This is a genomic window from Enterobacter sp. 3U4 (assembly GCF_057224565.1).
The window spans coordinates 3612568-3632640 of record NZ_CP136665.1 but is presented as its reverse complement, the minus strand read 5'-3'; the positions used below and the strand labels follow the sequence as shown (position 1 = coordinate 3632640).

The 20073-nt window shown below is 55.7% G+C and carries 12 protein-coding genes; all 12 read left to right on the top strand.

Features of this window, described 5'->3' with window-relative positions; translation table 11 throughout:
• Nucleotides 1-21: 21 nt before the first annotated feature.
• A complete protein-coding gene (tssC, locus tag RVY89_RS17300) occupies nt 22-1569 on the top strand; it encodes a type VI secretion system contractile sheath large subunit (protein WP_484825994.1) in 1548 nt (515 codons plus the stop codon).
• Nucleotides 1570-1586: 17 nt separating this feature from the next.
• A complete protein-coding gene (tssK, locus tag RVY89_RS17295; RefSeq protein WP_484825993.1) occupies nt 1587-2927 on the top strand; it encodes a type VI secretion system baseplate subunit TssK in 1341 nt (446 codons plus the stop codon).
• Nucleotides 2924-3613: a type VI secretion system protein TssL, short form gene (tssL, locus tag RVY89_RS17290; RefSeq protein WP_484825992.1), complete on the top strand. Its 690-nt coding sequence runs from the start codon at nt 2924-2926 to the stop codon at nt 3611-3613. The genes tssK and tssL overlap by 4 nt, the downstream gene beginning before the upstream one ends.
• Entirely contained in the window at nt 3610-5316 is a 1707-nt protein-coding gene (locus tag RVY89_RS17285; protein WP_484825991.1) for an OmpA family protein, read from the top strand. The genes tssL and RVY89_RS17285 overlap by 4 nt, the downstream gene beginning before the upstream one ends.
• A gap of 5 nt (nt 5317-5321) precedes the next feature.
• Complete coding sequence (gene hcp, locus RVY89_RS17280; protein WP_028019678.1) at nt 5322-5813, top strand: type VI secretion system effector Hcp; 492 nt, start codon at nt 5322-5324, stop codon at nt 5811-5813.
• Between the two features lie 172 nt (nt 5814-5985).
• A complete protein-coding gene (gene tssH, locus RVY89_RS17275; protein WP_484825990.1) occupies nt 5986-8640 on the top strand; it encodes a type VI secretion system ATPase TssH in 2655 nt (884 codons plus the stop codon).
• Nucleotides 8637-10988 carry a type VI secretion system Vgr family protein gene (locus tag RVY89_RS17270; protein WP_484825989.1) on the top strand — a complete coding sequence of 784 codons (2352 nt, stop codon included), beginning with the start codon at nt 8637-8639 and terminating at the stop codon, nt 10986-10988. The genes tssH and RVY89_RS17270 overlap by 4 nt, the downstream gene beginning before the upstream one ends.
• 14 nt (nt 10989-11002) lie before the next feature.
• Nucleotides 11003-13183 (top strand): hydroxyethylthiazole kinase, encoded by a 2181-nt coding sequence (locus RVY89_RS17265; protein ID WP_484825988.1) that lies wholly within the window; start codon nt 11003-11005, stop codon nt 13181-13183.
• 2 nt (nt 13184-13185) lie between these two features.
• Nucleotides 13186-13653, top strand: a complete 468-nt coding sequence (locus RVY89_RS17260) for a hypothetical protein (protein ID WP_484825987.1) — start codon at nt 13186-13188, stop codon at nt 13651-13653.
• 115 nt (nt 13654-13768) lie between these two features.
• A complete protein-coding gene (locus RVY89_RS17255) occupies nt 13769-14977 on the top strand; it encodes a hypothetical protein (RefSeq protein ID WP_484825986.1) in 1209 nt (402 codons plus the stop codon).
• Complete coding sequence (locus RVY89_RS17250; RefSeq protein WP_484825985.1) at nt 14974-18456, top strand: ImcF-related family protein; 3483 nt, start codon at nt 14974-14976, stop codon at nt 18454-18456. The genes RVY89_RS17255 and RVY89_RS17250 overlap by 4 nt, the downstream gene beginning before the upstream one ends.
• Complete coding sequence (gene tssA, locus RVY89_RS17245; RefSeq protein WP_484825984.1) at nt 18456-20057, top strand: type VI secretion system protein TssA; 1602 nt, start codon at nt 18456-18458, stop codon at nt 20055-20057. The genes RVY89_RS17250 and tssA overlap by 1 nt, the downstream gene beginning before the upstream one ends.
• The last annotated feature ends 16 nt before the right edge of the window (nt 20058-20073 follow it).

The following is a 20073-nucleotide window of genomic DNA, read 5'->3' as shown; positions in this document are numbered from 1 at the left end:
TTTAACGGATTAAAAAGGAAGATGCTGATGTCTGTAAAAAATGAGAATGCGGCTGGCGGCGAAAGCGTGGTGCTTGAACGCCCTGCGGCAGGTGGGGTTTATGCATCCCTGTTTGAAAAAATCAATCTGAACCCGGTGTCCGGGTTGAGTGCGCTGGACATCTGGCAGGACGCGCAGGCGATGTCGGATGCGACAGCGGATGAACGTTTAACGGCCGGCATGCAGGTGTTCCTGGAGTGCCTGACAAAATCGGGCTCAAAAGTTGAAAAACTCGACAAAAACCTGATTGACCACCATATCGCAGAGCTGGACTACCAGATTAGCCGTCAGCTGGACGCGGTAATGCACAGCGAAGAATTCCAGGCGGTGGAGAGCCTGTGGCGGGGCGTGAAATCCCTGGTCGACAAAACCGATTTCCGTCAGAACGTGAAGGTTGAACTGCTGGATATGTCAAAAGAAGACCTGCGTCAGGACTTCGAAGACAGCCCGGAAATCATTCAGAGTGGACTGTATAAACATACATATATTGATGAGTATGACACCCCGGGCGGTGAGCCGATTGCCGCGCTGATTTCCGCTTACGAATTTGATGCGTCAGCGCAGGATGTTGCTCTGCTGCGTAATATATCAAAAGTCTCCGCTGCTGCTCACATGCCGTTTATCGGCTCTGCCGGCCCGAAATTTTTCCTCAAGGATTCGATGGAAGAAGTGGCAGCCATCAAGGACATTGGTAACTACTTCGATCGTGCGGAGTATATCAAGTGGAAATCCTTCCGTGAGACGGACGATGCCCGCTATATCGGTCTGGTTATGCCACGCGTACTGGGTCGCCTGCCGTATGGCCCGGACACCGTGCCGGTACGCAGCTTTAACTATGTGGAAGAAGTCAAAGGCCCGGATCACGATAAATACCTGTGGACCAACGCCTCGTTTGCCTTTGCGTCTAACATGGTTCGCAGCTTCATCAACAACGGCTGGTGTGTACAAATTCGTGGCCCACAGGCTGGTGGTGCCGTCCAGGATCTGCCAATCCATCTGTACGATCTGGGTACCGGCAACCAGGTGAAAATTCCGAGTGAGGTAATGATCCCGGAAACCCGCGAATTTGAATTCGCTAACCTCGGCTTCATCCCGCTGTCCTACTACAAGAACCGTGATTACGCCTGCTTCTTCTCGGCCAACTCCACACAAAAACCGGCGTTGTATGACACTGCAGATGCCACGGCGAACAGCCGCATCAATGCCCGTCTGCCTTACATCTTCCTGCTGTCGCGTATCGCGCACCACCTGAAGTTGATTCAGCGTGAAAACATCGGTACCACCAAAGACCGTCGTCTGCTGGAGCTGGAGCTGAACACCTGGGTGCGCACGCTGGTCACTGAAATGACCGATCCGGGCGACGAGCTGCAGGCTTCCCACCCGCTGCGTGATGCCAAAGTGGTGGTGGAAGACATTGAGGACAACCCGGGCTTCTTCCGTGTGAAGCTGTATGCGATCCCGCACTTCCAGGTGGAAGGGATGGACGTCAATCTGTCACTGGTTTCCCAGATGCCGAAAGCCAAGTCATAAGCTAAGGCAGGAAGCCAATGAAAACGGAACAACCGTTATGGGGCAGGGGCGTGATGGTTTCTCCCCAGCACTTCCAGCAACAGGCCGCGTACGCGGCCTGGTCCGCGGAATGCATTGCCCGACTGGGCCTCTCCCATCCCTGGGGGATGATTGAGGCCACTTTCGAACCGGATGCACTGAAACTGGGCCGCCTGCAGGCCCGTCATCTGCACATCCGTTTCCCCGATGGCACGCTTATCGACACGGATAATGCCGACTCCCTGCCGCCGGTGCTGGCGCTTGAGGGCGAATCACATGAAGTGGTGGTGGTTCTGGCGCTTCCGCTACTGCGGGCAAATGGCGGCAACTGCCTTAAACCTGATGAGGTGGCCGAGCGCCCTGTGCGTTATCGCCAGCACTGGCGGGATGTCCGCAACACCTTTGGGGACGATACCCGCCAGATTGCGGTGATGCAGCCCGAGCTGACGCTGCGTTTCGCCCATCAGAACAACAGTGATTACCTGACCTGTCCGGTCGCCCGTCTGCAGCAGGATTCGCAGGGGAGCTGGGCACTCGATGAAACCTTTCTTCCGCCACTGCTGGCTCTGCAGGGCAGCCGCTGGCTGGTGACCCAGCTGGAACAGCTGATGACGCAACTGCGTGCCCGTCTGAGCCGTCTGATGGACATGCGACGCGAAAGCAACGAGCGCATGGCCGATTTTGCCGTGGCGGATGTGTCTCTGTTCTGGCTGCTCAATGCCCTGAACAGCGCAGAACCCGTGCTCGGACAGTTTCAGCGTCACCCGCAAAGTTCACCGGAGCGTCTGTACCCGGAGCTGGCACGCCTTGCGGGCAGCCTGCTGACCTTCTCGCTGGAACACCAGGTGAGTGCCATTCCTGTCTGGCAGCATGAGCAGCTGAATAACGTCTTCCCGCCGCTCTTTGACCTGCTGGGCGACCTGCTGGAAGCCAGCCTGCCGTCGCGGGTGGTGGCGATTGAGCTTGAGCATGATGCCCGGCTTCACTTCTGGCAGGCGCGTCTGCATGACCCACGTCTGCGGGAAGGGGCGGATTACTACCTCTCCGTACGATCACCGATGCCGGTGGCACAGCTGCAGGAACAGTTCCCGCGCCAGTGCAAGGTCGGCAGTCCGGATCATGTCAGGAGTATCGTCAATTCTTCACGGGTGGGTGTGCCGCTGACGCCACTGCGTCATGTGCCGGCCGCCATTCCACTTCGTCTGGAAAACCAGTATTTCAGCCTCGATGTCTCTCATCCTCTGGCCACCGAAATGCTCCAGGGGGGGACCTGTATGTTTTACGTTCCGGGCATGCTCGGCGAGCCTGAACTTGAACTCTTTGCGGTACTGAGAACATGAGTGAGCGCAAACGCGGCCCGGCCGCGTCCATTGATATTGATGCCCTGCTGCAGGATACCTGGCTGCAGGTAATCAGCCTGCGTCACGGTCCGACGTTCCAGGATGGGGAAGGGCGCACGTTGTGGGAGCGCTGTATTGCTGATGTCGAACGTGTACAGCGTGAGCTGAAAGCGAGCGAACTCGATGAAGCCAGCTGTCAGCATATTCTCACAGCACAGTGTGCGCTGCTTGATGAAGCCGTCAAAGGTCGCGGTGTGGAGGATGATGCCTGCGTGCAGTGGTATGACATTCCCCTGCAGGGACACTTCCTCGGCACCATGGATGCCGGTGATACGCTGTGCGATCGGATGCGCGATGTGCTGCGTGAACCGGCGCCTGATCATGCTGTCGTGACCTGCTTCCAGCGGGTCATGATGCTGGGGTTCCTCGGCAGTTTCCGCTCGCTGAAAGATCCGGAACGCCAGAAACTCGTCAACGCGCTCAGTGAACATGTCACGCCGTTCAGTTATCCACAAACCCATCCTGTCCTGGCGGAAAGTCGTACCGGGCGGGGAATGGGCGGCTGGCTGGCATCATGGCCCGTGCGAATTGGCCTGAGCGTGGTGGTGGTTGCTGCGCTGTGGTGGGGACTGAGCCACTGGCTGGATCAGACACTGCTGACCTTGCTGCCGGGAGCTGTGAAATGAGTCCTGCACAACAGCGCGGGCTTGCGCTGTGGGCCGCCCTGCTGAGTGCAGTGGTCTGCCTGGGCTTCCTGCCGGTGTCCCGACTGGTTTCTGTGCTTGTTCTGTTGGCGATGCTGGGGCTTATCCTGGCGTTCTTGTATGTCGCCAGTCGTCGTGCGGAGCATGACGTCACCCTGCGTCTGGATGACCTCCCGGAAACCACTTACCGTCAACCCGTGGTGCTGGTCTGTGGCGATCTCCCGCTGGCATGTATGCAGCAGTCACCGGTGCTTACGGTCACGCAGGGTTGCTGGATCCGTGTGGAGGATCATCAGGATCTGGAACAGGCCGCCCGCCAGGTACTGTGGTTGCGACCTGACTGGGGTCGCCAGCTGTCGGTGATGGTCAGCGTCTGTCCGCAGAAACACGCCGACGGCGAAGCGCTGACCAGCCGTCTGCTGGCCCTGCGCTGGCAAATCAGCCAGTTGCGTAAAGAAACCGGGCATTCCGTGCCGCTGGTTCTGAATGGCCAGGTTGGTAGTGCGATGACGAATGATCTGCTCTGGCAGGCGGCTATCCCGGGGGAAGGGGTGAGGGTCTGGCGTGAATCTTCAGCGCCGGGTTCAATCGCTGCATGGGTTACCACCGGTGGGTCGCCTGCGATGCAGCAACAGGTGCTGATGAACAGCCTGATGAGCTGGTTCCATCAGCACGTCAAAGCTGTCTTTATGGATGAAAATCCTGATGTTCCAGTCATTAAACCTGTAGCGGTGCTGTGGGGTATGGGACCGATCCTTGCCGGAAGTCTGGCTACATCGGCCTGGACGGCGTGGCTTTCTCGTCGCACTGCAATGCAGCAGGTGGCTGGCTGGCAACCGGTGGGAACGGACAGTACGGTGATTTCCCCCTTCCCGGATTTTATCCTGCCGCTGCTGCCGGAAGGACGAGGCATGACGCCGCGTGGACGAACGTTTCGTTGTGCGCTTGGGATTTTCACGCTGGCGGCGATTGCAGCGCTGCTCAGTAGCGGCTGGAACAATCACCAGTTGCTGCAGCGTGTGAGTTTCGATATTGCCCGATATGACCATATCCCAATGCATGATTTCGGCCCTAAAGCCGATGCTGTTGCCGTCCTGCGTGACGATGCAGCAGAGCTGGATGACCAGGCGCGCAATGGCGTACCGATGCGGATGGGCCTCGGTCTGTATCAGGGAGAGCGCCTGCGAATGCCTGTGCTGGATGCTATTCGCTCTTATGAACCACCGCCTCCACCGCCTGAGCCGCAGCCGAAATCTGTGCCGAAAATTGTTCGCCTCGACAGCATGTCGCTGTTCGATTCGGGCAAATTCGAGCTCAAATCCGGCTCCACCAAACTGCTGGTCAACTCGCTGGTGGGCATCAAGGCCAAACCAGGCTGGCTGATTGTCGTGTCCGGGCATACCGATAACACCGGCAATCCGCAACTGAACCAGACGTTGTCTCTGAAGCGTGCCGAAGCGGTACGCGACTGGATGCGTGACACCGGTGACGTGCCGGAAAGCTGTTTTGCGGTGCAGGGCTATGGCGAGAGCCGCCCGGTCGCAACCAATGACACCCCGGAGGGCAGAGCGCTCAACCGCCGTGTCGAAATCAGTCTGGTACCGCAGGCCAATGCCTGTCAGATACCCGGCAAAACCCCAGCGTCATCGCAGGATGATGACGTATCACAATCAAATGGAGAGTAACTCTCATGGCAATTCCTGTTTATCTTTGGCTGAAAGACGACGGCGGCGCGGACATCAAAGGGTCTGTGGACGTTCAGGATCGTGAAGGCAGCATCGAAGTGGTGGCACAGCAGCATAACCTGTACATCCCGACCGATAACAACACCGGCAAGCTGACCGGTACCCGTATCCACACACCGTTCCTGTTCACCAAGGAAATCGACTCCTCCAGCCCGTACCTGTACAAGGCTGTGACTACCGGTCAGACCCTCAAGTCTGCGGAATTCAAGTGGTACAAAATCAACGACGCGGGCCAGGAAGTGGAGTACTTCAACACCAAACTGGAAAACGTGAAAGTGGTGAAAGTGAACCCTGTGATGCACGACATCAAGGATCCTTCTTTCGAGAAGCACAACCACCTCGAGCAGATTGAACTGCGTTACGAAAAAATCACCTGGACCTACAAAGACGGCAACATCATTCATTCCGATTCCTGGAACGAACGCGCTACTGCGTAAGTCGCATGCGGACAGGGCCCAGTCCGCAGTTTTTTGCTGAGCGTCCGCTGGCATGGGCGCTCAGCAAAGAATCACACAATCTGCCTGCCTGACCTGATGCGCTTTGGGTTCCTGATGAACAGGGAACAGCGAGGGGCGGTAGCGTGCCCGGGAATCATCAAGAGAGAGAAAAATGGAAAATCCAGCCATCCTGTTGCGACGTCTGAACCCTTACTGTGCCCGTGCGATGGAAGGGGCGGCTTCGCTCTGCCAGACCCGCGCCCATGCGGAAATTTTGCCGGAGCACTGGCTGCTGAAGCTGCTCGAACAGGGGGAAGGTGACCTGACGGTGCTGGCACGCCGCTACGAGTGGGATATGGATGCGCTGTGGCAGGAGTTGCTCGGCTGGCTGGATACACTTCCCCGCTCTGTTCGCAGTCGCCCGCAGCTTTCAGACAGCATTCAGACGCTGATGCAGGAAGCCTGGTTGATTGCTTCCCTTAATGGGGAAGAGCACATCCGCAGTGTGCATCTGCTGATGGCGCTGGTCGATAAGCCTAAACTGGCGCGCTGCGATGGCCTGTGGCCACTGCTTACCCTGGGTCAGAGCCAGCTGGAGCGCTTGCGCTCCCTGCTGGATGCACAGTCCGACGAGCGCCCGGACGTGCAGCAGGAAGCTGAACTGGCGCAAAACCACGGTGGCGAAGTGGAATTTGTTGGCCGCCCGGTCGGCGCAGAGCTGAAAGAAGGCGAACTGAACCCGGCGCTGCAGAACGCGCTGGATAAATTCACCCTCGATGTCACCTCCAGGGCCAGAGAGGGCAAAATTGACCCGGTATTCGGGCGCGACACTGAGATCCGCCAGATGGTCGATATTCTCTCGCGCCGCCGTAAAAATAACCCGATTCTGGTCGGCGAACCGGGTGTCGGCAAAACCGCACTGGTTGAAGGTCTGGCGCTGCGTATAGCAGAGGGCAACGTCCCGGAATCGCTCAAGCCGGTCATCCTGCGTACCCTTGACCTCGGCCTGATGCAGGCGGGCGCAGGTGTGAAAGGCGAGTTCGAACAGCGCCTGAAAAACGTTATCGATGCCGTGCAGCAGTCACCGGTACCGATTTTGCTGTTTATCGACGAAGCCCACACCATTATCGGTGCAGGTAACCAGGCAGGTGGCGCAGATGCGGCGAACCTGCTGAAGCCGGCACTGGCGCGCGGCGAACTGCGCACCATCGCCGCGACCACCTGGAGCGAGTACAAACAGTACTTCGAGCGCGACGCCGCGCTGGAACGTCGCTTCCAGATGGTGAAAGTGGACGAGCCGGATGACGATACCGCCTGCCTGATGCTGCGCGGTCTCAAATCCCGCTATGCCGAACACCATAACGTGCACATCACTGACGATGCGGTCCGTGCGGCCGTCACCCTGTCGCGTCGCTACCTGACCGGCCGCCAGTTGCCGGACAAGGCGGTTGATTTGCTGGATACCGCTGCCGCGCGCATACGTATGAGTCTCGATACTGTGCCTGAACAAATTGTGCGCCTGAAAGCACAGCTGGCCGCGCTGGAACTGGAAGAGCAAGCACTGCTGGAAGACATCGCCGCCGGCAGCAACCGCCACGGTGACCGCCTGGGAGCCATTGAGCAGCAGCGGACTGAACTGGAAGCGCGTATTGCGGAGCAGGAATCGCGTTTCAGCACTGAAAAGGCGCTGGCGCAGCAGCTGATGGCCAGTCGCCAGGACATCAGCCAGCAGGCGGAGATTTCCGACCTGCAGCAGCAGCTCGAACAGGCACAACAGGGTGAAGTGCTGGTTCAGGTGGATGTGGACACCCGCACGGTTGCCAACGTGATTGCCGACTGGACCGGCGTGCCGCTCTCTTCCCTGATGAAAGACGAGCAGACTGAGCTGCTGACCCTGGAAAATGAAATCGGCCAGCGTGTTGTCGGTCAGGATGTTTCCCTTGAGGCTATCGCCCGGCGCCTGCGTGCAGCGAAGACCGGGCTGACGTCAGAGAATGGCCCGCAGGGCGTGTTCCTGCTGGTCGGCCCGAGCGGCGTCGGTAAGACTGAAACCGCACTGGCGCTGGCAGACGTGCTGTACGGCGGTGAAAAATCGCTGATTACCATCAACCTGTCCGAGTACCAGGAGCCGCACACGGTGTCGCAGCTGAAAGGTTCACCGCCGGGCTACGTCGGCTACGGTCAGGGCGGCATTCTCACCGAAGCGGTACGTAAGCGCCCGTATAGCGTGGTGCTGCTTGATGAAGTGGAAAAGGCGCACCGCGACGTGATGAACCTGTTCTACCAGGTGTTCGACCGCGGCTTTATGCGTGACGGCGAAGGCCGCGAAATCGACTTCCGTAACACCGTTATCCTGATGACCTCGAACCTCGGCAGCGACCACCTGATGCAGCTGCTTGACGAACAGCCGGAAGCGACTGAAGCGGATATGCACGAGCTGTTGCGCCCGATTTTACGCGACCACTTCCAGGCGGCACTGCTGGCCCGTTTCCAGACCGTGATTTACCGCCCGCTGGCGGAAGCGGCGATGCGTACTATCGTGGAAATGAAGCTGTCGCAGGTCAGCAAGCGCTTACATCGTCACTACGGCCTGACCACACAGATTGATGAGAGCCTGTATGACGTACTCACTGCCGCCTGCCTGCTGCCGGACACCGGCGCACGCAACGTCGACAGTCTGCTCAATCAACAAATTCTGCCGGTGCTGAGTCAACAGCTGCTGACCCACATGGCTGCGAAACAGAAACCACAGTCGCTATGCCTTAGCTGGAGTGAGGAAGAGGGTATCGGGCTGGAGTTTGACCGAGTACAAGGAGTGCATGAATGAGCAACAACCCCCCGATCATATTCAGCCACAACCATCACCAGTTGTCGGTGAAGGGATGTGACGCAGAGCTCGATGTACTGGCGTTTGAAGGCGATGAAGCCCTGAGCACGCCGTTCAGTTATCGTATTGAATTCACCAGCGCTGACCATGCCATCAGCAAAGAAATGATGCTGATGAAAGCAGCCTCCCTGACGCTGCAGGCCCCGGTTGACCAGGGGTACGGCATTAAAATACAGCAGCCGGTGCGTACCCTTCAGGGGGTGGTGACAGGCTTTCAGCGCCTCAGTACCTCCAAAGATGAAACTCACTATGCGCTGACGCTCCAGCCACGCCTGGCGCTGCTTGACCGTTCTCATCAGAACGCCATTTATCAGGACATGTCGGTCCCACAAATCGTGGAAAAAATTCTGCGCGAGCGTCACAACATGCGCGGTCAGGATTTTCTGTTCTCTCTGAGTAAAGAGTACCCGCGCCGTGAGCAGGTGATGCAGTACGGCGAGAATGACCTGCACTTTATTACCCGTCTGCTGGGCGAGGTGGGTATCTGGTTCCGCTTTACCACTGATACGCGCCTGAACATCGACGTCGTGGAGTTTTATGACGGTCAGCAGGGTTATGAAAAGGGCCTGACGCTGCCATCTGTTCCGCCATCAGGACAACATTCGGACGGTGTGGACTCGGTCTGGGGCATGGAGAGCCATCACAGCGTGGTGCAAAAGCAGGTCAGCACCCGGGACTACAACTACCGTCAGGCCACGCAGGACATGAACACTCAGGTCGATGCGACCCGCGGGGATGCCACCACCTGTGGGGAGGCTTACCACTGGGGAGATAACTACCTGACGGCGGGGAATCCCCATGACCGTAATCCGGCCCCGGAGTCCGGCGCCTTTTATGCGCGCATTCGGCATGAGCGCTACCTGAATGGCCAGACGCAGACCCATGCCATCACCAGCTGTCCGACCCTCTCTCCGGGTCAGGTACTGAAAGTCACCGGCGGGTACGAAGTGGCAGACGTGTTTGCTCAGGGCGTGGTCGTCACGGCGATGCACAGCCATGCGCGCCGTGATGAAGACTTTGGCGTCAACTTCGACGGCATCCCGGACAGCACTGATTTTAGTTTCCGTCCGGAACCTGGCTCACGCCCGGTGATGGCCGGGACGCTGCCGGCTCGCGTCACGAGTACCACCGAAAATGACACCTACGGGCATATCGATAAGGACGGTCGCTATCGCGTCAACATGCTGTTTGACCGGGACAGCTGGGAGAGCGGATTCGAGAGCCTGTGGGTCCGTCAGTCCCGCCCGTATGCAGGGGATACGTACGGCCTGCACCTGCCGCTGCTGGCGGGTACCGAAGTGGCGATTGGCTTTGAGGACGGTAATCCGGAAAGACCGTATATCTCCGGCGTGCTGCACGACTCGGCGCACGGCGACCACGTCACTATCCGGAACTACAAACGCAACGTGCTGCGCACCCCGGCGAACAACAAAATCCGCCTCGACGACGAGCGCGGAAAAGAGCATATCAAGGTGTCGACGGAGTACGGCGGCAAGAGTCAGCTGAATCTCGGACATTTAGTGGATGCTGAGAAGCAGAAGCGCGGTGAGGGTTTTGAGCTCAGAACCGACAGCTGGGGAGCCATCCGGGCACAGAAAGGGATGTTCATCAGCGCTGATGGCCAGACGAAAGCGCAGGGTCAGGTGCTGGAGATGCAGCCAGCGGTCAGCAATCTGGGTGATGCCCGGGAGCAGATGACGTCTATCTCCGATGATGCGCAGAAGGCAACCGCGAACCCGGCCGATCTCCAGGCGCAAATCAAACTGCTGGAACAGCAGCTGACAGGCCTCAAAAAATCAGTGCTGCTGCTCAGTGCACCGGATGGAATGGCGCTGACCAGCGGACAACATCTGCAGGTATCAGCCGGGCAAAACCTGATAGCTACGGCCGGTAAAAATGCCGACGTCAGCGTGGTGAAAAATCTGTTCGTCGGGGTAGGTAATGCCCTAAGCGTGTTTGTTCGTAAGCTAGGGATAAAGCTCATCGCGAACCAGGGGCCGGTGAAAATACAGGCGCAGAATGATTTGATGGATCTAATAGCCCGCGGCGAACTGAATCTCACCAGCACCGAAGATGAAATCCATATAACTGCGAAGAAAAAAGTCACGATTAACGGGGGCGGAAGTTATATCACGCTTGATGCCAATGGTATTGAATCTGCCACGCAGGGGGAGTATCGGACCAAAGCGGGGCATTACGGGCGAAAAGATAAGGCCAATGAGCCAAAAGACTTCCCGAATGTGGCACCTGAAACGACCGAACCTTCCAGTAACTTCAGTTTTTCCTGACAAGGAGTCAACACATGATTATCAGTCCTCCGTTTCTGAGAAATAAAGATGCCACTCAGTCTGACGCAGACTGGATTGAAGCGATGATGCCTGTCAATGCTCGCCGGGGATATCCTCTCAATGCATCAGAGTCCTGGCATGGGGGCATCCATATATCACATACAGATGCAGGCATAACACCGGAGAAAGTGAGGGCAATCGCTGACGGGACCGTGGTGTCATTCTGCAAGCCATCTCCGCCAGAAAAAAGAGACCAGTTCCCACTAAAGTATGCACCTGTAAGGGGTACGGATGATGGTTATGTTTTATTGAAACATGAGACTGAAATAGGTTCCGGAGAGGACGGTAAGGTCGTTTTTTACTCTCTTTATATGCATCTGAAGTTTCTGGAAGCTGAGATAAAAGCTGACGCCAAAATTTACCGGAAAGACCCACTTGGCTCTTGCGGAATGACTGATGGCCAGAATGAATTTCACTTCCAGATTTTCTGCGATGATGACAACATCAGTAAACTGACGGGACGAAAAACGAAGGAGCTGGATATTTCGAAGAATGGCCGCACTGATGCGGTTTACGGCGATATCCATTTTTATCTGCCAGCAGGAACAATGTTTTACGACAAAGCACCCGCAAATAACAGTACTTTCCTGACCGGGCTTTCTGAATTGTATACCAGCAGTGCACCTCTGTATGTCAGCATGACCCTGGCAAAAGGCAACTGTACGATGGTGACCCGGCAAAAAAATACGCAGGTTGACGGGAAATATGATCTGCTGGGCGAGCCACTGGTTAACGCAGATGGTGAAGATTATGAATATAATCTTTATAAAACCGCTATGCGAAATTATGAGCAGAGCCCTAGTGCCGGATTTGAGTTGCTTCGTTTTGGCCGGGTTATCAATACGGAAAATGAAACGCTGGTTCCGGCTGACGCACCATTATGGATGACAGTCAGGTATCCAGGTGGAACAGGGGTGGTAAATCTTGCCGCTCCCGATATCAAAAAGTTTAGCGATGCAGATTTCCCCCACTGGACAGGATGGTTGTTGGTTGATGATGACAACGATACACACAGTCAGTGTAATTCGGCGATCATAAGAAAGTTGCAGGAAGAAGGCCGTTACGAAACTCAAAGCAACAGGCTTATCTGCTGTTTACCATTCGAGTGGGAAAAAAGCACAATAGATGCCAGATATAAATGGTTGATGGCCGGTCTGCCCTGGGAGCAGTGTACGCCGGAAAAAACGGCTATATGGCAGGTTCCCGGATCGCAGGAATCAAATGAACGTACGCTAATGAGTGAGGAGGACTATGGCAAATTCAAGCAACACGCAGAAGCGCTGTGTTTTGATTCTGGAGCTCTCGGTAGCGGAAGATTGTGGCATTTCAACCCTGTAGATTTTATTGCTCACATGAGACTTTGCAGTTGGCTCAGTCTGAACGATATTATTAAATTGGTGAGAAAGTATCAAAAATCACCTGTGGCTGTTTATGATCGTCGACATCCATTAACCATTGATGAACTAACAAAGCGATTAACCGAAGAGGGCACGGACAGTGCAGGGGATGTTAAACGTCCAGCGGCGATAAATGAGGCTCTCCCCAAAATACTAAATAAATATGGAATTAATACACCAATCAGAATTTCACACTTCTTCGGTCAGATGGCTGCTGAAACTGGGCGGTTCGATAGTTTAGTCGAGCTAGGCTCTGCGAATTACTTTTCTGTACACTACGACCCGGGTACGGATCAGGGTCATAAGTTAGGGAATACATTGACTGGTGATGGTGCTAGATTTAAAGGCCGAGGATCTATTCACTTAACTGGGAGGGCTAATTATGGTCATTACAGTGAATATCGGCAAGGTTCAGGTTCTAATTATTTCACTACTGAACCCCATAATGATCTGATTGTAGAGGATGCATTTTTTGCATTTGATGCCGGAGGTTATTACTGGTCCAGTAAGCAAAAATATATAAGTCGCAATGGGCGACTTGTAGCCTCAGGAAAATTAGGTATAAACTTTTGGGCTGATCAAGGTGCGACTCATAACGATGCAGAAGAGGTTACAAGGAGAATAAATCCAGGGAGAATGGCGTTTGAGGACGTCAGGTGGCCTGCGTTTAAGCACGCGTGGTATGCGCTTAACGATTCTACAGAACAAGAAACCGATTATTTTGCCATTAAGGAATAAATATGAAATATTTAAAATTGCTAATCGTGTTATTTGTGTCGGTGACCTTTTCTGCATTTGCTATGAGTTCAACTCCAAAATTTACTCCTCAACAGACAGTTATTAATTTTATAAGTGACTATGAGCAGTGGAATGAAGAAGCTACGCAAAATCTAAGTGAAGATACTGGTTTTCAGGCAAAAGATGAGTACATTAAATTACTTAACAAGTATTGCACTCAATCTACAAGTAGGATTGGTTATGATGTCTATGGTCAATACTCGTTGCATATTGCTGATGGAGAAAAAATACTCAGCACTACAAGAAATGGTAAAGAGGTTATAATTAAAACAGGGGTGTCGTCCAGGTTTGGAGATACGGACGCTGATATGGATTATTTTGAATATCACCTGGTTTTGAATGAAAATAAATATTTAATTGAAGAAGTATATCAGCTGTCAAAATCTGGTAAAAAAACCAAAACATTATAACTTTATAAATTTTATTCTTAGATGCTCTCTTGCAAAAAAATTGCTGGGGCATCTTATTTAAAGTTTGTTAAATATAGTGTTCGAAGTTTTATTGTAGTTATTTGGCTGAAAAAATATGTTTTATTCCCTAAAGCATCTCCCTGAATGTTATCCACGACCGGTCACACCAAAAAAAACACGTTGGATTGCTGTCCTGGTGGCGATGTTGGTCATTAGCGTGATCTTCATGCGTATATTCGGGCGATACATCGATAACAACCACTTCTGGTTGGTCGCTATTGGCACTCCCGCTGTTGTTTGGATTGTAACTTTCGGTTTTCGCATGTGGGTCTGGTCATTACAGGACAGTAAAGCGAATGGTTTTGACCGGCGTCGGGAGCAATGGATCCTGAGTGAGACCCGTAGGGCTCGTCGTGCGCTTCAGGTGTTGAATACGACATTTATTACAGCCCATCAGGAAGACGAACAGCGTTCTGTCGCTGATGATATGCTCAATAATCACAGCATTATCATTTCGCAGTCGGACTGGAAAGGCGAAAAAAGCAGGAGGCTGAGCCGTATTACGGCAGAACCAGAAGATACTCCTGGATTGGTTATCTCACGTTTGTTCTCTGAGCTTATTGCCAATCTTCCAGTTCACCAGTTTCCTGAGAACGCTTCGCTTGTTGTCATCCTCGATGTCTCGTCATCTCTGCCACTCCCTGCTGTCAGAAATATCTGGCAGGAAGCCTGGCAGGAGAGTGGCATAACCTGTGCGCTTGAGTACACAGACAGCAATGGGCCGGGGGTAGTTAACCACTGGCTGGATCACCGCATTAAAGATGATGCGATGTTATTGATTGTTGGCCTCCAGATTGATCCGGTTGTTTCAAACAATACTGCTGAAGCAGCCGTTGCTCTGCTTCTTGGCAACCGCCTGACCCAGGAGGCACTCGAACCTCTCGCGTTGCTGCACCGGCCAGATCCTGCTCCAACCGGTGAACTGAGGGAGGGGATGAACATGGCCGCCTGTAACGTCCCGCTCAAAGAAAACATCGTCAAAAATTTATGGCTTGCCGGGCTGACAGGTGAGCAGCGTGCAGAAGTGATCGAGTGCCAGAATGCGCACCCTGCGCAGTCTGTAGAGGACGAAGCCGTCATTTCGCTCGATACATCTATGGGACATGCCGGTGCCGCGGCCCCCTGGCTGGCTATCGCTGCCGCCACCGAAATCGCCCGACAAACTCAGTTACCACAGATGATTATCTGCGGTGATACCACACAGAATGTGCTGTGGAGCACGCTCATTACCCCGATTGCTTCCCGACAGGAGATGGATCCGTGAAGCTACCTTTAGCACCGAAGACTACGGAAGGCCGCTATCTTGCTGTCGCATTGATTTTCTTTTTGCTGTTAGCCGTTATGACGTTCATGGTCTGGAAGCATCCGGATATAGCCGGGATTGAAGACGGAAGTCAGCAGCAAATTTACTGGCTTATCGCCGGCGGATGTATTTCAGGCTGCTCCCTTATCGTATCAATGGTGCTTCTGGCGGCGGTACGCAATGCCGGTAAACAGGAGTTTAATGCGCTTGTCGACAACACCAACGGTGATGATGAGAAAAGGAAGCGGGAACATGATAAAGCGCCTGTTCACCCTGCGGTGGCCATGTGTAACAAGATCCGGGGACATCTCCGCTCCCGTATTGGCCTGTACTGGCGTCGTAAAACCCGTCTGTTGCTCATCACTGGCGATGAGGCGGCAATCGAGCAGCTGGTACCTGGCCTGCAGGAAAACCAGTGGCTTGAAGGTAACCGTACCGTTCTGATTTACGGCGGCGCTCTGACTGCTGAGCCCGATAAGGAAAAATACACCGCGCTGCGTAAACTGCGTCGCGGGCGCCCACTGGACGGTATTGTCCGCGTCATACCGCATTCGCTTAATCTGACCCCTCAAATCAGCGACAACGATTTACGCGGACTGGAAAAAATCAGCGAACTGCTTCGTTACTCCGCCCCGGTCTGGCTGTGGAAACTGAGTGACAGCACCTGGTCGCAGGCAAAACGCACTGAGCAGCCGGTAGGTGCCACTTTCCCACTGCGTGCCAGGCCCGACGATATTACCCGCCAGCTTGAGCTGATGCTGCCGGCCCTGCGAACGCAGGGGGTGAGTCAGGTTGCTGAGAACAATGGTCACGACTTCCTGTTGCGCCTTGGCCAGCACCTCAAAGACGGCGGTATCGCCCGCTGGGCTCAGCAACTGGTGCCATGGCTGTCTGTCTCACAGCAGCGCGTTCTGCTGCGTGGCCTGATGTTCAGCCTGCCAGAGAATAAACCCGCCGCTATCGCAGGAGAAACAGCCGATACTGCACCTGCCGACGCTGAAAAATATATCCCGGGATCACAACGCCATGCGCTGACCCTGCCGGTAACCTGGCAGGGTATTGTGGATGACTGTACCCGCGTGTGTGGCCGCCGTGTCGGTATGGCGTGGGAACAGACGCTGGCCTGGACGCTGATGGCCATTATCGGTGTCTGGGGGGCGGGGACGCTGCTGTCGTTCGCGGTCAACCGCCTGCAGATTGTCTCTGTGGCGCAGCAGGCGCATGCTCTGGTGGAGCATCCCTCCGTATCGGATTATCAGCTGACGGCTCTGCATACGCTGCGTAATGACGCCGGCCGCCTGCAGCACCGAATTCAGGAAGGCGCGCCATGGTATCAGCGCTTCGGTCTGGACCATAACCAGCAACTGCTCGACGCGATGCTGCCCTGGTACGGCGTGGCGAACAACCGCCTGATCCGCGACCCGGCAAATGCCGCCCTGACGCAGAAGCTCAGCGCACTGGCAAACTCTGCCCCCAACAGCGACCAGCGTGCACAGCTGGCGAAGCCGGGCTATGACCAGCTGAAGGCCTGGCTGATGATGGCCCGCCCGGATAAAGTCGACGGCGTGTTCTACGCGCAGACCCTGAAAGCCGTGCAGCCGACGCGAATGGGTATTTCAACCGGCCTGTGGCAAAGCCTGTCACCGGATTTGTGGGCCTTCTACATTTCCGAACTGCCAGAGCAGCCACAGTGGAAAATCACGCCGGATGCGCAGCTGGTGAGCCAGAGCCGTCAGGTGTTGTTGCAGCAAATCGGGCGGCGTAACGCTGAAAGCACTCTGTATGAGAACATGCTCAAATCCGTGCGTCGTAACTTCGCCGATGTGTCTCTGGAAGACATGACCAGCGGTACCGATGCGCGGCGGCTGTTCACCACCGAGGAAGTGGTGCCGGGCATGTTTACCCGCCAGGCGTGGGAAGGGGGCATTCAGCAGGCTATCGAAAAGGCTGCAAATTCCCGCCGGGATGAAATTGACTGGGTGCTGAGTGACAGCCGGAAAGCGGTTTCCTCAGACCTGTCGCCGGAAGCCCTGAAAGCACGTCTGACGGAACGTTACTTCACCGACTTTGCCGGCAGCTGGCTGAGCTTCCTCAACAGCCTGCGACTTAATCCGGCAAACAACATTGCTGATGTGACCGACCAGCTGACGCTGATGAGTGATGTCCGTCAGTCGCCACTGATTGCCCTGATGAATACCATCGCTTGGCAGGGGCAGACCGGCCAGCAAAGCGAAGGCCTTTCGGACTCTATCATCAAATCGGCTAAAGATCTCGTAGGCGGGAAAGACAAACCTGCGATTGACCAGCCTGCGTCAGGGCCGCAGGGGCCGCTCGATGAAACCTTTGGTCCACTGCTGACGCTGATGGGGAAAAACAAAGGCAGCAACGTCATGTCGGCTGACAATTCCCTGAGCCTGCAGACGTATCTGACCCGCATTACCCGCGTGCGTCTGCGTCTGCAACAGGTGGCCAGCGCCTCTGATCCTCAGGAAATGATGCAGACCCTGGCGCAGACCGTATTCCAGGGCAAAAGTGTGGATCTGACCGACACCCAGCAGTACGGCAGTCTGATTTCGGCAAGCCTTGGCGAAGAGTGGAGCGGTTTTGGCAGCACGATGTTTGTGCAGCCACTGACCCAGGCCTGGGAGACCGTGCTTCAGCCGTCGGCAGCGAGTCTGAATGACAAGTGGAGCCGGTCAGTGGTGGCGAACTGGCACACCGCCTTTGACGGGCGTTTCCCGTTTGCGGCGAGTAAAAGTGATGCCTCCCTGCCAATGCTGGCTGAGTTTTTGCGCAAGGACAGCGGACGTATTGAGCGCTTCCTGACCACAGAGCTCAGCGGGGTGCTGCACAAAGAGGGCAGTCAGTGGGTGCCGGATAAGGTCAACAGCCAGGGGCTAAGCTTTAACCCGGTTTTCCTGCGGGCGATTAATCAACTGAGCCAGCTGTCAGACATTCTGTTCACCGATGGCAGCCAGGGCATCAGCTTTGAGCTGCAGGCGCGCCCTGTGCCGCAGGTGGTCGAAACACAGCTGACCATTGATGGCCAGCCGTTGCACTACTTCAATCAGATGGCTGACTGGCAGAGCTTCCGCTGGCCGGGAGAGACTTACAAGCCGGGGACGATGCTGACCTGGACTACGGTCAACGCCGGCGCACGCCTGTTCGGAGATTACAGCGGGACCTGGGGCTTTATTCGCTGGCTGGACCAGGGTAAGCGCCAGCAGCTTGACCGCAGCCAGTGGATGATGAGCTTCACCGCTCCGGACGGTCGAACCCTGCAGTGGGTACTGCGCTCACAACTCGGAAAAGGTCCGCTGGCGCTGCTGGATCTGCGCGGATTCACGCTGCCGGATCAGATATTCAGTGTCGACAGCGCAGCCACGGCTCAGGCGCTGATGGGCAGCGCCGGAAACAGTGACATAGATGGAGTCGAATAATGAGCACACTGCAGAATCTGGTGGTGGCCTGTCAGGCTGACGACACGCAGCTGCGGCAACAGGCGCAAACACGCACGGAAAACTGGCAGGCCTGGCTTGCTCCGATAAGTGACACCAGTCCTACCGGAGAAGACCCTGGCTATGACGACGATTTTCAGCGTATCCGGGAGGAGGTCAATAAGCTTTCCGGCATCGATACCGGGCTGATTTGCACGCTTGCCGAAAAACTGCTGACCAGCACTGCCAAAGATATCCGGATCGCCACCTACTACTGCTGGGCGCGTTTGCATCAGGACGGGGAAACCGGATTTGCCGAAGGGCTTGAACTGCTGGCGGGATTGCTACAGCGCTATGGAACGCAGCTTCATCCTCAGCGTGAGCGGAGCCGTAAACCGGCGCTGGAGTGGCTCGCAGGCTCCCGTGTGCTGGACAGCCTGTCACTCTGGCCGGAAGTGGAACGCGACGATGCAGTGCGCACTGCCGGTGCGCTGCTGCTTATTCGCGACAGTCAGGAGGCTGAGCCGGAAGCGTCACGCCCTGAGCTGAATGCTCTGTACAGCGCGCTGGAATCTCGCCTGATGAAAGCCGGTGGTGTGGATGCAGTAGTACCGCAGAACGCCAGCAATAAGGCTCAGTCACAGACCTCCACGCATACTCCCGAGTCAGACGCGCCGGTCCTGAGCCGCATTACCTCCGGTCAGGATTTGCTGGCCCAGGCCCGTACACTGACGGAATATCTGCGTGAGCAGCCCGATGGCTGGCTTGCCGCCCACCGGTTGATGAAAAGCCTGCGTCATGACACGCTGAGCGCTATTCCGGCCCCGGATGCTGAAGGAAAAACGCGCATTGAACCGCCGCGCGCTGACCAGCGGGCCATGCTCAAACGCCTGTACCTGCAGCAGAGCTGGTCCGAAATTATGGAGCAGGCAGACAGCGCTTTTTCTCGTGGCGCCAATCACCTCTGGCTGGATTTGCAGTGGTATATCCATCAGGCCCTGGTGAAGTCAGGGCAGAATGTGCTGGCTGATATCATCGCCGCCGACCTGAAAGGGCTGCTGCGCCGCCTTACCGGGCTTGAAACCCTGGCCTTTAATGACGGTACGCCGTTTGCCGATGAGGTGACGCTCAACTGGATCAACCAGAGCGTGCTGGACGATATGTCCAACTGGCGGGATGAGCCGGTCAGTACTGTTGGTGAGACAGATAACGATATCCTGGCCCTCGAGCCGGAAGCGCTGGAGAAAGCGGACACTGACGGTCTGGATGCCACACTTCACTGGCTGCAGACACGTCCGGGTAACGACTCCGCGAAAGACAAGTGGCTGCTGCGTCTGCTGATGGCCCGCGTGGCCGAGCAGAAGGGGAGAAATGAGCTGGCGCTGCATCTGCTGGGTGAGCTCGATAGTGCTGCGCAGTCCATCACCCTCACACAGTGGACACCGGCGCTGTTATTTGAAGTGAAATCCCGTCGCCTCAGACTGCTGCGCATGAAAGCTACACGCAGTGAAACTGATAAGTCACGCCTTCAGCCTGAGATGGACCAGCTTTTGGCCGGTCTGATTGCGCTCGACCCGGCAGGCAGTGCAGTGCTTTGTGGGTAACAGGACGGAATACAGC

What these genes read in the sequence shown, in the direction of transcription:
- RVY89_RS17260 (WP_484825987.1), top strand. Translation starts at nt 13,186, where the DNA reads ATGAAATATTTAAAATTGCTAATCGTGTTATTTGTGTCGGTGACCTTT.
- RVY89_RS17270 (WP_484825989.1), top strand. Translation starts at nt 8,637, where the DNA reads ATGAGCAACAACCCCCCGATCATATTCAGCCACAACCATCACCAGTTG.
- RVY89_RS17285 (WP_484825991.1), top strand. Translation starts at nt 3,610, where the DNA reads ATGAGTCCTGCACAACAGCGCGGGCTTGCGCTGTGGGCCGCCCTGCTG.
- tssH (WP_484825990.1), top strand. Translation starts at nt 5,986, where the DNA reads ATGGAAAATCCAGCCATCCTGTTGCGACGTCTGAACCCTTACTGTGCC.
- tssA (WP_484825984.1), top strand. Translation starts at nt 18,456, where the DNA reads ATGAGCACACTGCAGAATCTGGTGGTGGCCTGTCAGGCTGACGACACG.
- hcp (WP_028019678.1), top strand. Translation starts at nt 5,322, where the DNA reads ATGGCAATTCCTGTTTATCTTTGGCTGAAAGACGACGGCGGCGCGGAC.
- RVY89_RS17255 (WP_484825986.1), top strand. Translation starts at nt 13,769, where the DNA reads ATGTTTTATTCCCTAAAGCATCTCCCTGAATGTTATCCACGACCGGTC.
- RVY89_RS17265 (WP_484825988.1), top strand. Translation starts at nt 11,003, where the DNA reads ATGATTATCAGTCCTCCGTTTCTGAGAAATAAAGATGCCACTCAGTCT.
- tssC (WP_484825994.1), top strand. Translation starts at nt 22, where the DNA reads ATGCTGATGTCTGTAAAAAATGAGAATGCGGCTGGCGGCGAAAGCGTG.
- tssL (WP_484825992.1), top strand. Translation starts at nt 2,924, where the DNA reads ATGAGTGAGCGCAAACGCGGCCCGGCCGCGTCCATTGATATTGATGCC.
- tssK (WP_484825993.1), top strand. Translation starts at nt 1,587, where the DNA reads ATGAAAACGGAACAACCGTTATGGGGCAGGGGCGTGATGGTTTCTCCC.